Here is a 13,557-nt window from a genome sequence, read left to right as displayed (position 1 = left end):
TTCTGCTGCTGCGCTGGTGGCGCTCCCCCGGGCAGATAACGCCCGCCACTGTGGCCAGCTGGCTGGATTGGCAGCACCCCCAGCTGCAGCACAGCAGCAGCCTGGTACTGCAGCCAGCCGATGCGCTGTCGCTGCCCGCCAGCCTGCAGCAGCAGCGGGTGCAGCAGCAGCTGGAGGCACTGGTGCCCAGACAGAAGCCTCCTGTTCGCCTGCAGCCACCCCTGCTGGCACTGGCTGCGGTGCTGCTGCTGGGGTTACTGCTGCAGAGGGTGTGGCACCCCCCCGGCGCCGACCTGCAGGAAGAGGATCTTGCCTTTGCCCTCCCGGCCTCAGATGCTGCCCGGGCCCAGCTGGCAGAGGTTGAGCGCCTGCTGCCCGAGCTACAGGAGGCCCGGCTGCGCCTGGCGCCCCCTGGGTATACCGGTCTGGCGGCCCGCATGCTGCCCCTGGCCGATCTGGAGGCGCCCGAGGGCAGCCGCATTACCTGGCAGCTGGTCTTTAACAAGGCCGTACGGCAGGTGTACCTCACCAATCAGAAAAACGACACCCTGCGCTTTCGCCAGAACAAGGGCGGCGACTGGACTGCCCAACTGGAGGCTGGCGCACCGCTATTTTACCGCATAGGCTATGCCACCACTACCGATACAGCCTTTAGCCCCTACCTGAAGATAAGCCTGCTGCCCGATGAGGCCCCCCGCCTGCGCATCCTTAGTCCGGACCAGTACCTGCTGGAGCAGCCCGGAACCCCCTTTGCCGTCTCCGTAGAGGCCAGCGACGATTACGGACTGCAGGATGTGTACCTGAGCCTCACCATCAGCCGGGGCCGGGGTGAGGGGGTGAGCTTCCGGGACGAAAAGATCTGGCTCAACTCTACCACAGCTGTAAAGGGCTTTAAAAAAGCATGGAAATAAGCCCGCGCAGCCTGGGCATGCAGCCGGGTGATGAGCTCTACTACCGCCTGGAAGGCTTTGATACCAAGCCGCCCCGGGGGCAGCACCGCCGCAGCAACACCTGGTTCTACCAGTGGAAAGATACCGCCCAGGCCGTTAGTGGCCTTAGCAGCGGCCTGGCGCTGGACCGGGAGCCGGAGTATTTCCGGAGCCAGCGGCAGATCATCATCGATACCGAAAAGCTTATCAGGACCCAGGCCTCCACACCCGTAGCCCGCTGGGAAAAAGCCAATCAGGACCTGGCCGTAGACCAGAAGCTACTGCGCCTGCGCTATGGCAAATTTCTGGGCGAAGAGTTTGAAAGCACCGCCGGCGGCTACAGTGCCCCGCATAACGATGAAGAGGAAGAGGAAGATCATGCAGGACATGAACATGAGGAGGGGGAGGAGCATGAACGCCATGATATCCATATGGAGGAGCATGAGATCCCTGCCGGTGCCGAACCCGCCGCAGGCCTGCTGCATATGTTTGGCCATGCCCATGATACCGAAGAAGGCGCCACCTTTTATGAAGAAAGCATCAAGGTAAAACTAAAAGCGGCCCTGTCCGAAATGTGGGAGGCCGAAAAATACCTGCGCCTCTCGCAGCCCCGGCAGGCATTACCGTATGAGTACAGAGCCCTGCGCATGATCAAGGAGGTGCAGCAGAGCAGCCGCATCTATGTAGAGCGGGTGGGGCTGGAACTTCCTACCCTTATCCCGGCCGAGCATCGCCTTAAGGGTGAGCAGGCTAAGATACTGCCCGGGAGCCGCCAGCAGGAGCAGGCCTATACCGACAGCCTGCAGGCGAGCAAACAGCTACTTGCCCGCCTCAGTTATTGGCAGCCGGGCCAGCCCCTGGATGGGGCAAGCCGGGATCTGCTGCGCCTGAGCTCCCGCGAACTAGCGCGCCTGCTGCTGGAGGGTGGTCCCTATATGCGATACGTCTACCTGCTAAACGCACTTACGGTGCTGCAGGAGTCGGAGCGGGTGCCGGCTGCAGAACTGTATCGGGTACAAAGGGGGCTCTTTGAGCTGCTACCCCGGCAGCAGCTGCCGGCCCGCCAGCGGCTACCCGAGCCGGGGGCTTCCTTTTTATACCAATCGCAGGGGGGGCAGAAATAATGGCAGCCAATACACCCCTTATTGTCTGGCTGCTTGCCGCAGCATCCCTGCTGCTCTGGCTACTGCTTGCCCGGGCCGAATGGAAACGAGTTACCCGGGGCAGGGCCCTGCTGCGCAGCCTGCTGCTGCTGGGAGCCATCGTCGCCCTATTTCTGGTCTGGCTGCGCCCTACCCATAGCCGGGCGGGGGGCGATACTACCATTCTGCTGAACGGATCCGCGCCGGCCCTGCTGGACAGTCTGCTGCAGGCCTATCCGGCCGCCAGGGTCTGGAGCCTGCAGCCCCACCCGGATCATCCCCGGCTGGAGGGTATCAGCTACCTGCCGCAGCATGTGCCAGCCGGCAGTTCCTTATTTCTGGTGGGAGAGGGGCTATCTCCCGCGGATCTGCAGTACCTGAAGCCCTATTCCTTTACCTACCTGCCGGCGGCCCTGCCTGAAGGCGTCCTGAGGCTGCGCTACCGGGAGCGCCTTACCCCCCATGACAGCCTGCTGGTGGAGGGCCGCTGGCGGCCGGCTTCAGGAGAAGATCGGCTGCTGCTCTCCCAGGGGGCAGTAGTGCTTGATTCTGTACGGGCGGGTAAAACGGACATCTTTGCCCTGCAGGCCCCCATTCGCCTAGCGGGCAGGCAGCTGATGCAGCTGCACTGGCTGGGGCAGCGGGGCGATACGCTGGCCAGCTACCACCTGCCGCTGCAGGTAGCAGCGGCCGGCAGGCTGCAGCTGGCCCTGCTAACGGCCTATCCCGAGCCGGAAAGCCGCCAGCTGAAAGACTATTTGCGCCAGCAGGGCTATGCCATTTACTATGCCGCCCAGCTGGCCCCGGGCAAGCAGGTAGAGGAATGGATAAACCTGCCGCGCCAGCCCCTGCGCCTAAACCAGGCCGGGCTGGCCGGCTATGATGTGCTTATCCTTTCATATGGCTACTGGTCTGGCCTGGGGCGCTCCCAGCAGCAGGAGATCTACCAGGCGGTGGCCCGTCAGGGGCTGGGCCTTATCCTGTACCCCGATGCCGACAGCCGCAGCCTGCGCTGGCAGGCGCATCGCCTGCAGCTGGCCCAGGAGCCCGGCACCGACAGCCTGTTAGGGGCTGGGCAGCGCCTGCCAATTACCCATTACCGCTTTGAAGGGGGTACCCACAGCTGGGAGAAGCTGCTACAGGGGATCCGGTCGGGCCCCATTGCCCTTTTGCGCAGGGAGGGCAGGGGCATGCTGGCCGTTAGCAGCAGCCCCTATAGCCACCGCCTGCAGCTGCAGGGCCGTAGCGAAGGCTACCAGGCCTACTGGCACGGGCTGCTCTCGGCAGTGCTGCCCCCGGCGCCTCAGGCTCCCCATCTTTGGCAGAAAGCGGAGGGCAGTGAACGCCAGGCCCTGCAGTTGCGTTTGTATAGCAGCGACAGCCTGCCTACCTTTGAGTTGCTGGCAGCCGGGCAGCAGCCCCTTCCCAGCCTGCGCTGGCAGGTGCCCGGCCGCAAGGGGCTGTGGGAGATACGGGCCTGGCCGTCTGAGGCCGGCTGGTACCAGGCGCAGAGCACTGGCGACACCCTTATGGTAGCCGTTGCTGAGGCCCCCGGCAGTGTGCAGCGCTGGGCCTGGCAACAGGCCAGCCGGCAGGCGGCTAGCGCGCAGCAACAGGCAGCTCCTACACGTTTCCGGCAGGAACCCATCCCGGCCGGCTGGTTTTACGTTCTCTTCCTTATCAGTATGGGAGGGCTGTGGCTGGAGCGTAAGCTAAGGGGGTAAGGGAGGCCTCCTCCTGCCTGCAATACGGAAGAAGATAAGTACCATGACTCAACTAATGCGTTTTCTGGCCGCTTTGGCCCTTTTTCAGCTTCTGTCGGTTGTTTCTGCCCTGGCGCAGGATGCTGTACTGTTCTCTCCCGAATTACCCCCTACGTCCGCGGCAGTTCGCAAGGCGGAGGCCATCTCCCTTCTTTCAGATTACCTGCAATACCCCTCGCTGAGTGGGGAGGAAGACCGGGTTGGTCAGTTTCTGGCCGATTACTGCAAGGCGCAGGGCCTGCACATCACCCAGCTGCCCAGCGAAGAGGGGAGCATGAATTTTGCCGCTACCCTCTATCCGCTGGAGGTCGACAAGCCGGTGATCTGGCTGCAGCACCATATGGATGTGGTGCCGGCAGCGGAAACGGAAGGCTGGCGGCATCCGCCCTTTTCGGGGCGTGTAGCGCTGGATACCATCTGGGGCAGGGGCGCCCTTGACAACAAAGGCATGGGGGTTATGCAGCTGATGGCCCTGCTGAACCTGAAGGAATCCCTGGACACCACCGAGCTGGTGTACAATGTGGGCCTGCTCTGCGTATCAAACGAGGAGGTAGGAGGGCTGCTGGGCTCCCGCCTGGTGATTGACAAGGCCCTGACCGACCTCAAACCCCTGGTAGTATTTGGCGAGGGGGGTGCAGGCCTCACCGGTGTGCTCAGCCGCAAGCCTGATAAGCCCGTATTTGGCATCTCCGTTGCCGAAAAAACGGTGCTCTGGCTTAAGCTTGATCTACAGCTGAACAGCTACGGGCATGGTGCTGCCCCTGCGCCCGAGTATGCCAACAAACTGATGATCCATGCGCTGAGCCGGCTGGAAGGCCGCAAACTCGATTTTGAGTTCAACCGGGTAAACAAGCGTATGTTCAGGCGCATGGGCCGGGCCGAAGGGGGCATCCGCGGCTTTGTGATCAGCCACCTGAACTGGGCCATCTTTCGCCCCTTTATCAAGGGCACCATACAGCGAGACCCCATGCTGCAGGCCCTTACCACCAATACCGTTACAGTTACCAAACTGGAGAACTCCCCCGGCCCCCACAACCAGATCTCCTCTACGGCCACCGCCTACCTGGATTGCCGCCTGCAGCCCAATACGGCTCCCAAAGCCTTTATCCGCAAACTGGAGCGCCTGCTGGATCAGCCCCGTATTTCCATATCGGTGGTCAACCAGACCCCGCAGGCCCGGCCTTCGCCCACCAATGATTTTACGATGCCCTGGCCGAAGCCATTCAGGAAGACATGCCGGCCGCTACGGTGATCCCCATCCTGTTTCCGGCCACTACGGATAACACCTACTTTCGGCACCACGATGTGCCCACCTACGGCATGATGCCCTTCTTGATCAATGAGGAACTGATCAAAACCGTCCATAGCCGGGATGAGTGCCTGCCGGTGGCGGCGCTGGAGCAGGGCATTCGCATTTATACCAGCATGCTGCATCGCCTGGTAGAGGAGGGCGCCCGCAAGCACCGCCGCCTGCTCAATGCCGAGTACCTGAAGAGTATTCTGGTTGAAGATTAAAGACAGCAGTAGAAGTAAAGGGAGATGGGTACATCAGCCCGCTAAAAAGGTGAAGCGATAGCGCCACATTCGGCCCCGTTCTTTATTTTGACATGAATCATGGGTGATAAAATTGGAAAGTAACTTTTCGAAACGAATCCCCCTTCTCCAAGGGGGATTTCGTACGTTAGTAAAGCCATAACGATGGAGCTACATCCATACCTCACGTTATTTTAGCAACATGAAACGAAATAAGAAATTCTTTCTGATCATCAGCCTGCTGTTTTTGCTGCTGCTGGCCTGGATTGTGTGGGATTTTAGCCGCCGCAGCGAATTCAGGCGTCCGGCCCAGCCACAGGAAGAACAACGGGTTACCAACTAAGCCGCATAGCCCCCACGCAGCATGAAGCCAACTAAAATAGACCTGAACCGCCTTGACCTCGAAAAAGAGCGGGAAAAAACAACGGAAACCCCCGGCCTGATTGCGTTTCCGCATATGGTAGGGGGTGCACTGATACGGCCTGAAGATAAAGGAAAGATCAAGGGACGGGCGCTGGCGGCCATGCGGGAGCAAACCAACCGGCAGCTGCAGCAGCTGTACCGCCAGGCCCAGTTGCTGGCCGATCAGGCCAAAGAGATCCAGAAACGGGCCGAGATCAGCGAAACGATCTATGAAGCCGACATGAACTTCGAGCCCCTTATCGGCCACCGGTACCATCTCTACCAGCGTCCCGGTGGCGAGCACCTGCTTTCCATGATTGGTCCGCAGGAGTGGGGCCGCAGCAAAAGGCCGGGCGAGCATCTGGCAAGCGTTACCTTACTGGCAGACCATACCTGGGAGCTTGTGGAAGAGGGCTAGCCGTAGGGGGCTGCTGCAGCCTGCCCTGTCCGTCCGGCCTGCGGATCAAAAAAGGCCTTTTTGAGCGGGGGCAGTGCTGAACAGCCCGTTCAGTTCCACATCTATTTTTTCGACGATGGAGGCAAAATCTTCAACATTTGCCACAAAATCCATGTTGTTCACATCAATTACCAGCAGGCGGCCCAGGCGGTAATGGCCAATCCAGTCCTCATAATGGGCATTCAGGTTTTTGAGGTAATCCAGGCGGATGGCATCCTCATAGGCCCGGCCCCGTTTCTGGATCTGGCTCACCAGTTTGGGAATATCGGCCCGCAGGTAGATGAGCAGATCAGGCGCCTTGGCATGCGACACCATGGAGTGGAACAGGTTGAGGTAGTTCTGGTAATCGCGCTCCGAGAGCAGATGGCTTTTATAGAGGTTGGCCGCAAAGATGTAGGCATCTTCATAGATGGTGCGGTCCTGTATGGTGGTGTGGTTGCGGCGGGCTATATCGGTGATCTGCTTAAAGCGGCTGTTCAGAAAATAGATCTGGAGATGAAAGGCCCAGCGCTGCATGTCGGTATAGAAATCCGCCAGGTAGGGATTGTTGTCTACCGCTTCAAATTCGGCCGTCCAGCCGTAATGTTTGGCCAGTTTTGAGGTGAGGGTGGTTTTACCACTTCCGATGTTTCCTGATACTGCTACGTACATGCGCCTGCTTGCTTGGGCAACAAAAGTAAGCAGAAAATACTTCTGATTTCCCTGCCAGGCAATTATGCCAAAAAAATGCAGGATCAGGGAAAGAGTATCGCTTTTTCCAGTATTTTTATATCAGAATAGTGAAAGCGCAGGCTCGCTCATTTTTTGATTTGACCTGGTAATATTTTTATATTGATAATGGATTTCAGCTATAACAGTAAAGAAGTAAAAGTAGAGCGGGGAGATTTGCTGATCAGCGAGCCTTTTTTGCCGGACCCAAATTTTTCGCGCACGGTAGTGCTAATGTGTGAGCATGGCGAGGCAGGCTCTTTTGGGTTTGTGCTCAACAAGCCCAGCCTCATAAAGGGATCTGATGTGCTGGAAGATGCCGACCCTTTTGATGCCCACCTGTATGTAGGCGGACCCGTGCAGCAGGATACCCTTCATTTTGTGCACCGCCGGGTGGATATTATCGAAGGGGGGGAGCCCATCATGGAGGGATTGAACTGGGGCGGTAATTTTGAACAGCTGCTGGCACATATTCGCAGCGGTGGAGTTGATTTTACCAATTTTAAGTTTTTTATTGGGTACTCGGGCTGGGAAGAAGGGCAGCTGGAAGAAGAACTTCAGCAGAACACCTGGATCGTTTATAAGGGAACTACAGCAGAAGATATATTCGATACAGATCCGGATGTGCTCTGGAAGCGGGTATTGGAGAAAATGGGCGGCAAGTACCGGGTGATCTCGAATTACCCCACCGACCCACGTTTAAATTAACCAGAAGCTTTTTTTAAGCTACTTGACATTTTTGTATATGACTAGCGACAAGGACAAACACGCGCCGGAACACCAAACCGGCGAACGCCAGGAAACCGAGGCAGCTGCCAACCAGACGCCCACCCCAGAAGAGCAACCCTCTACCTCAGTGCCGGAAGCGAGCAGTGGCGATCCTGAAGATCCCAGCCTGCGCAACGAAGCGGAAGGAAAAGGCTTTGATCCGGATACAGTGGAATCACCCCCTGCCGGCACTACCGATATGGCCGAAGATCCGCAGGAGGCCCAGGTGGCGGCAGCAGCTCCCAGGCCCACGGCGGCCGATGCACCTGTACCCCCTTCCGTAGACCATACCCTCGCCTCAGACGATATACAGGATCTGGACGATCCCCAAACCCTGGCGCCTACCGCCGAGATTGTGCACCCGCAAATCATTGGCGATGCACCCGACGCCCCGGCTGCCGAAGAACAGGCTCCGGATCAGGCGTCCACTGCCGATGCGCATGAGCATGAGGAGGAAGAAGAGGATGATCATGACCATGACCATCCGGCTACCCCCGATTTTCATGATATGCCCAAGGGCCAGCTGGTAGAACATGCCGAGGAGTTGCTGAGCCTGACCGACATCCGCCGGGCCGATCGGCTGGTGCATGACATCAAGCACTTTATCGATGAAATTCAGCAGCAGGAGCGCCAGAATGCGCTGGACCGCTTTAAGCAGGAGGGGGGAGAAGAAAATGACTTCGACTACCATGGCGATGAGCTGGACCGTCGTTTCGATGAGGTGTTCCGCAAGATCCGGGACCAGAAGCACCGCCACTTTTCCGATCAGAACCGCCAGCGGGAAGAAAACCTAAAGCGCAAGAATGAGGTGCTGGCCCAGCTGCGGGAGTTTGTGGATTCTGAAGAGCACAACACCAGCCTCAAGGATCTGAAGAAGATCCAGGAAGAGTGGAAGAAGATAGGCCCCGTGCCGCCACAGTACAACAGCAACCTCTGGGCCAACTACAATGCCCTGCTGGACCGCTTCTACAACAACCGCAGTATCCTTTATGAGCTCAAGGAGTTGGACCGCCGCAAAAACCTGGAAGCCAAGCAGGAGATTGTGGAGCGGGCCGAGCGCCTGCTGGGCATGGAAAATCAGAAGCAGGCCACCCGCGAATTGCGGGAGCTGCATGAGGAGTTTCGTCATATAGGCCCCGTGCCCCGCGAAGAGCAGGAACCCCTCTGGCAGCGCTTTAAGGATATCTCTGACAAGATCTACGACAAGCGCCGGGACCACCTCAAGCAACTCAACGAGGAGCTGGAGGCCAACCTGCTGAAAAAACGGGAGCTGGGCGACAAGATCCAGGAATTTCTGGAGTTTGACTCCGACCGCATTACCGAGTGGAACGAGAAGACCAAGCAGCTGCTGGCCCTGCAAAAGGAGTGGGAAGCCATTGGCGGCCTGCCCCGGCAGGTAGCCAAGGAAGTAAACAAGTACTTCTGGGCGGCCTTTAAAGGCTTCTTTAATAATAAGAACCGATTCTTTAAAGAGTTGGAGCGCAAGCGCGAAGAAAACCTGCAGCAGAAGGAGGCCCTGGTACAGGAGGCCGAAAGCCTGAAGGACAATGAGAACTGGGGTGAAACGGCTGAGCGCTTCAAGGAGCTGCAGCGCAACTGGAAGGAAATAGGCCCTGTGCCCGAGCGCCAGCGCGATGATGTATACAAGCGGTTTAAAGCCGCTGCGGATGCTTTTTTTGAACGGAAGCGCTCGCAGGGCAAGTCGGCCAATGCCGAGCAGGAAGAGAACCTGCGCCACAAAATGGAAGTCATTGGCCAGATTGAGCAGATGGCCGCTACCGGCTCGCAGGATATTGAGCAGTTCCTGACCCTGGAAGAAGCCTATGAAAGCTATGGTTTTGTGCCGCGCAATGCCATTGGCAAGGTGCGGGAGGCCTATGCGGCGGCTACCGAAAAATTCATCCAGAACCTGAAAGACCTCTCACCCGAAGACCGGGAAAAACTGCGTTTGCAATCGCAGCTGAGCCGCATCAAGAGCACCCCGGATTCGGACCGCAAGCTGCGCCAGAAGGAGAACAACATCCGGCGGCAGATGAGCAAGATCGAGAATGATATTTCGCTCTGGCAGAACAACCTGGAGTTTTTCGCTTCCTCAAAAAATGCGGATAAATTAAAGGATGAGTTCCTGAGCAAAATCAGTGAGGCTCAGCAGGAACTGGATCGTTTGCGGGAACAGCTGCGGATTGTGATCGAGAACGAAAGCTAAAATTTAGGGCAGGGGTATTGACAGCAACGCTTCTTTCCCCTACATTTGCATCACTTTCACCAAAACGCCCGGCGTTTTAGCGAGAGCTTGAAGCCTCCATAGCTCAGCTGCGGTTCGGCGCTCCGATAGAGCAACTGACCGGGCCGCGGCGGCTTGTAACTGACTAAGAGCAAAAGAAGCCTCCATAGCTCAGCTGGTAGAGCAACTGACTTGTAATCAGTAGGTCGTTGGTTCGATCCCGACTGGGGGCTCCCAAAACCTCATCAGATTGTCTGGTGAGGTTTTTTGTTTTGGGTCAATATAAGATTTAGGGGCTGTTGCTCAGATCCATACCAGGAGCTGCTGCAGGCGAATGGAGAAGAAAGTATCTTGATCTGGCTGCCTGCCTGCCCCTGTAGATCTATCCACCTTAGTGCTGCATATAAGGCTGCCAGGTGACCAGCACAAATTTCTCCTTCCCCTGTTCCTGCAGCGCCAGGAACCCAAACTCATAACAGAAAAAGTATACCTGCCCCTTGCCGTTTTTCCAGTAATGGGTAAAGAAGCGGGGATTGAAGCCTTCAGCCAGCAGCACCTCCTGGCGCAGGGTGGTCATGCCCACCTGGTTATACTTGCGCAGAATGCGACGGTTTTTCTTCAGCTGCCGGTCAACCTCAAAGTAAAATGCTTCCTGCTCCAGCCGCTGTTCGTACTGCTGACTGGACTTGCAGGCGGGCGAGCAGTAGATTTTATCGCTTCTTCCTACCACTTCAGTTTGGCAAACCGGACATTTTTTCATCATTAACGCCTTTTATGTGCATAGTATACGAATCATAACCGCATATGTCTCTCTTTTGTTATATGGCAGTGCGTACATTAGGGGTATGGAACAGGCAGCATCTATTTCACTACCAGTTATTTACCTGCATCCCTTTGCATGGGGTGGAAAAACGCTTGTCAGACTTAGCTTAGAGCAGAACAGGGAGTTATACCACTTCTTATACCAGCAGCAGGACATTCTTCGCTACAGCAAGACGTTTAAAAGTCTGGTAACCCATTATAAAAAGGAACCCCTTGAGAAACTTAAAGAACGTATCATAGGCAGGGCTCGCCTAAATACAACGGCATTGATGCGCCATGCTCTGCAGGCAAAGGCAGAACCCATTAAAAAGGGGATGCCCCCGGCGGCAAGTTTGCCGTTGGTTCAGCTGGTACCTGCTATGCTGGAGGGAAAGACTATTTTGCTCATACGGTTCCGCTACCATTCCCCGCTCATAGAACTGCTAAAAAAACAATCTTTTACCCATTATTATGCGAAAGGAAAATGTTGGTATGTTCAAAAAGAAGATGTGCAGTTAGCGGCACTCATTCGGTTACTTCAGCCAATGGCCCGCCTTCGCCTGGATGCCAGGCTTTATCCGCTGGATTTTGCCAGCCAGAAGCAATTGATTGTCGGGCATGATTCCGATTGGGGCTCTATTGATCCTGAGCCTTTTCTAAATGTTTTATACGGGAAAGGCTATAGCCCCAATACCATAGGTACCTACTATAGTCTGGTAGGAAGGTTTATTAAATCAAATGGGATTTGTAGCCAGGAGGAATTGCAGACACTCGGGGCTGCTGAGGTGAATCTCTACCATAGTCGCTGGATGGCCCAGGGGAACACTGCTGCCGGATCCGTCAACCAATCGGTTAATGCCATTAAGTTTTACATGCAGCATGTATTGGATAAGCTGCTGGAGGGAGTGGAGCTGGTACGGGTAAAGGGAGAAAGACAGCTTCCCAAGGTCATGAGCCTGCAGGAGGTGACTAAAGTGCTGTCCAGCTGCGATAATTTAAAACACAGATGCATGCTATCCCTGCTGTATTCAGGGGGCTTGCGGGCTGGAGAGCTCATCGGGCTCAAGCTTACGGATATTGACTGGGAGCGAAAGCAGATACGCATTCGAAAAGCTAAGGGGAAAAAAGACCGGATGACGCTCCTCTCTGCCGTATTTTGCCAGCAGCTGCAGGCATATCTGGCACAGTATCGTCCTTCAGTGTGGGTATTTGAAGGGCAATGGGGAGATCAGTATACCAGTTCCAGTCTTCGAAGTGTGTTTAAGCAGGCGTTGCAAAAAGCCAGGATCGCAAAACCATATACCTTACATTGTCTCAGGCACAGTTTCGCTACCCATTTGCTGGAAGGAGGGACCGACCTGCGCTACATTCAGAGTTTGCTGGGACACAACAGCAGCAAGACCACCGAGATTTATACGCATGTAAGTCAACAAGCCATTCAGAACATCCAAAGCCCCCTGGATCGTTTGGAATTAACAGGCAATTATCATATGTTACCATCCGGTATACCACAGCAAACATATGACAAAAAATGACAAGTCACTTGTCATTAGCTAGTAGTTACTTGCAATTGAATCGTACCTTATCGCCATGGATAAGCAGAGCAGAAAAGATATCAAAAAGAAGTACAAAGCAGAGGATAGGCTTAAATCTCTGTCTAAGCTGCTTGATAGTGAATATTCATGGATCAGGGACTTCTCACAAGTAGAACTTGGTAATTCACTTCCTCCAATCACAAAAGGAGAAATTGATGCAGCTGAAAATGGCTTTGACCTAACAGAGCGGCTGTATTATAAAATGTTAGAACTGGTACGCAGGAGTGACCCCAACATCAAAACCGTACTGGGACAACAAACAGAAGCTGCAATTGACGGACTTTCAAACTATCTCCAGGTTGTCTACCATACATATGGATTTGAAAGTATATTAGGTGTTGGCGATATAGATAAGCATTTCACCTTCTTCAGTGATGAAGAACGGACGCAACTTGAAGAGACAAATAAAAGATTAAAACATGCCTATGCTCTTATGGATTGTGAGCAGATGATTGCTCTTATTGAAAAAGGAGAACTGACGCAGGATTATGATGCTTTGCAGGAAATAGTAAAAATGTATGATCCTAAAACAGTTGAAGAAAAGCGGCTCAAGTTCATTAAAAGACACTGGCAGGAATATATAATAAATTAAAAACAGCAAGTAACAACAGAATAAAGCAAGCTCCCCCAGCTCTTTCAGCCATTGACAATGCTATTGTCTACCTTTGCGTGGGCACAGCAAAGGCTGGTGAAGGTCGCCTGCTTTATTCAACGGACGTTGGGTGTAATTCATAAATTCATAGCATTCAAATAACTTAAGAGGATAATGTCGACAGTTGCCAGGATAGAAACAGAAGGGACTAATTTAATTCCAAGGTAGACTGTAAACATAATGAAAGCATGGCATAAAATTATATGAAGAAAATCATACTGTTAATTATCCTCATTTCACCACTATGCTTTTGTGTTCAATGTGGAAAAAGTACTAATCCCATTGTAGGAACAAAGTGGGCTTATCATGTTTCCGAACGCCATACAGATTCCTTGAATTTTATATCTCCTACAACAGTCATGTACTCTAATCATACGGGATATGATGTGGAAGGAAGTTATACCTTAAATGGAGACACTATAGTTATAGATATTTATGATTATGGACCTAATAGTACCTTGGAATTAATTACAATATTCAAATTACTCATTCGTGAGGATGAATTAGACTTCTTATATGTCGCTCCAAAGGAAGACCTTTATCTCAGATATAATAGGACTGCTGAAAATTATAAAAAACTACA

At 54.5% G+C, this 13,557-nt stretch carries 14 protein-coding genes and 1 tRNA gene; 13 read left to right on the top strand and 2 right to left on the bottom strand.

Annotation, left to right across the window (positions count from 1 at the left end):
• The 7 genes from ADICEAN_RS22170 to ADICEAN_RS17015 all read left to right on the top strand — a co-directional run.
• Positions 1-911, top strand: a 911-nt coding sequence (locus ADICEAN_RS22170) for a hypothetical protein (protein ID WP_040397828.1), incomplete at its 5' end; no start/stop codon positions are given.
• Complete coding sequence (locus ADICEAN_RS17035) at positions 902-2,053, top strand: hypothetical protein (protein ID WP_009196889.1); 1,152 nt, start codon at positions 902-904, stop codon at positions 2,051-2,053. The genes ADICEAN_RS22170 and ADICEAN_RS17035, both read left to right, overlap by 10 nt.
• On the top strand, positions 2,053-3,795 hold the full coding sequence (locus tag ADICEAN_RS17030) for a hypothetical protein (RefSeq protein ID WP_009196888.1): 1,743 nt from the start codon (positions 2,053-2,055) through the stop codon (positions 3,793-3,795). The genes ADICEAN_RS17035 and ADICEAN_RS17030 overlap by 1 nt, the downstream gene beginning before the upstream one ends.
• A gap of 43 nt (positions 3,796-3,838) precedes the next feature.
• Complete coding sequence (locus ADICEAN_RS17025; protein WP_152426492.1) at positions 3,839-5,086, top strand: M20 family metallopeptidase; 1,248 nt, start codon at positions 3,839-3,841, stop codon at positions 5,084-5,086.
• The gene (locus ADICEAN_RS17020) at positions 5,068-5,349 is read left to right on the top strand and encodes a hypothetical protein (RefSeq protein ID WP_009196886.1); all 282 of its coding nucleotides are present in this window, start codon (positions 5,068-5,070) and stop codon (positions 5,347-5,349) included. The genes ADICEAN_RS17025 and ADICEAN_RS17020 overlap by 19 nt, the downstream gene beginning before the upstream one ends.
• A 220-nt stretch (positions 5,350-5,569) precedes the next feature.
• Positions 5,570-5,710 (top strand): hypothetical protein, encoded by a 141-nt coding sequence (locus ADICEAN_RS22755; protein ID WP_009196885.1) that lies wholly within the window; start codon positions 5,570-5,572, stop codon positions 5,708-5,710.
• Between the two features lie 21 nt (positions 5,711-5,731).
• The gene (locus tag ADICEAN_RS17015; protein WP_009196884.1) at positions 5,732-6,187 is read left to right on the top strand and encodes a DUF2452 domain-containing protein; all 456 of its coding nucleotides are present in this window, start codon (positions 5,732-5,734) and stop codon (positions 6,185-6,187) included.
• Positions 6,188-6,232: 45 nt separating this feature from the next.
• Here ADICEAN_RS17015 and ADICEAN_RS17010 read toward each other — a convergent pair whose 3' ends face one another.
• Complete coding sequence (locus ADICEAN_RS17010; RefSeq protein WP_009196883.1) at positions 6,233-6,877, bottom strand: deoxynucleoside kinase; 645 nt, start codon at positions 6,875-6,877, stop codon at positions 6,233-6,235.
• A 186-nt stretch (positions 6,878-7,063) separates the two neighbouring features.
• Between ADICEAN_RS17010 and ADICEAN_RS17005 the strand changes: the two genes are divergently transcribed.
• The 3 genes from ADICEAN_RS17005 to ADICEAN_RS16995 all read left to right on the top strand — a co-directional run bounded on the left by ADICEAN_RS17005 (position 7,064) and on the right by ADICEAN_RS16995 (position 10,159).
• Positions 7,064-7,642: a YqgE/AlgH family protein gene (locus ADICEAN_RS17005; RefSeq protein WP_009196882.1), complete on the top strand. Its 579-nt coding sequence runs from the start codon at positions 7,064-7,066 to the stop codon at positions 7,640-7,642.
• 37 nt (positions 7,643-7,679) lie between these two features.
• Complete coding sequence (locus tag ADICEAN_RS17000; RefSeq protein ID WP_009196881.1) at positions 7,680-9,908, top strand: DUF349 domain-containing protein; 2,229 nt, start codon at positions 7,680-7,682, stop codon at positions 9,906-9,908.
• Positions 9,909-10,086: 178 nt separating this feature from the next.
• Positions 10,087-10,159: transfer RNA gene (locus ADICEAN_RS16995), tRNA-Thr, on the top strand.
• A gap of 158 nt (positions 10,160-10,317) precedes the next feature.
• On the opposite strand, the gene ADICEAN_RS16990 is transcribed toward ADICEAN_RS16995, so the two are convergent.
• Positions 10,318-10,686: a hypothetical protein gene (locus ADICEAN_RS16990; RefSeq protein ID WP_152426493.1), complete on the bottom strand. Its 369-nt coding sequence runs from the start codon at positions 10,684-10,686 to the stop codon at positions 10,318-10,320.
• An 85-nt stretch (positions 10,687-10,771) separates the two neighbouring features.
• Here ADICEAN_RS16990 and ADICEAN_RS16985 point away from each other — a divergent pair, with 85 nt between their 5' ends.
• From ADICEAN_RS16985 to ADICEAN_RS23370, 3 genes are all read left to right on the top strand, one after another.
• The gene (locus ADICEAN_RS16985; RefSeq protein WP_009196879.1) at positions 10,772-12,262 is read left to right on the top strand and encodes a tyrosine-type recombinase/integrase; all 1,491 of its coding nucleotides are present in this window, start codon (positions 10,772-10,774) and stop codon (positions 12,260-12,262) included.
• 55 nt (positions 12,263-12,317) lie between these two features.
• A complete protein-coding gene (locus ADICEAN_RS16980; protein WP_009196878.1) occupies positions 12,318-12,914 on the top strand; it encodes a hypothetical protein in 597 nt (198 codons plus the stop codon).
• Positions 12,915-13,177: 263 nt separating this feature from the next.
• Positions 13,178-13,557, top strand: a 380-nt coding sequence (locus ADICEAN_RS23370) for a hypothetical protein (protein WP_236612944.1), incomplete at its 3' end; no start/stop codon positions are given.

The sequence above is a fragment of the Cesiribacter andamanensis AMV16 genome, from assembly GCF_000348925.1.
GTDB lineage: Bacteria > Bacteroidota > Bacteroidia > Cytophagales > Cyclobacteriaceae > Cesiribacter > Cesiribacter andamanensis.
Note: the sequence above shows the minus strand (reverse complement) of the source record. Positions and strands in the feature narration are given on the sequence as shown.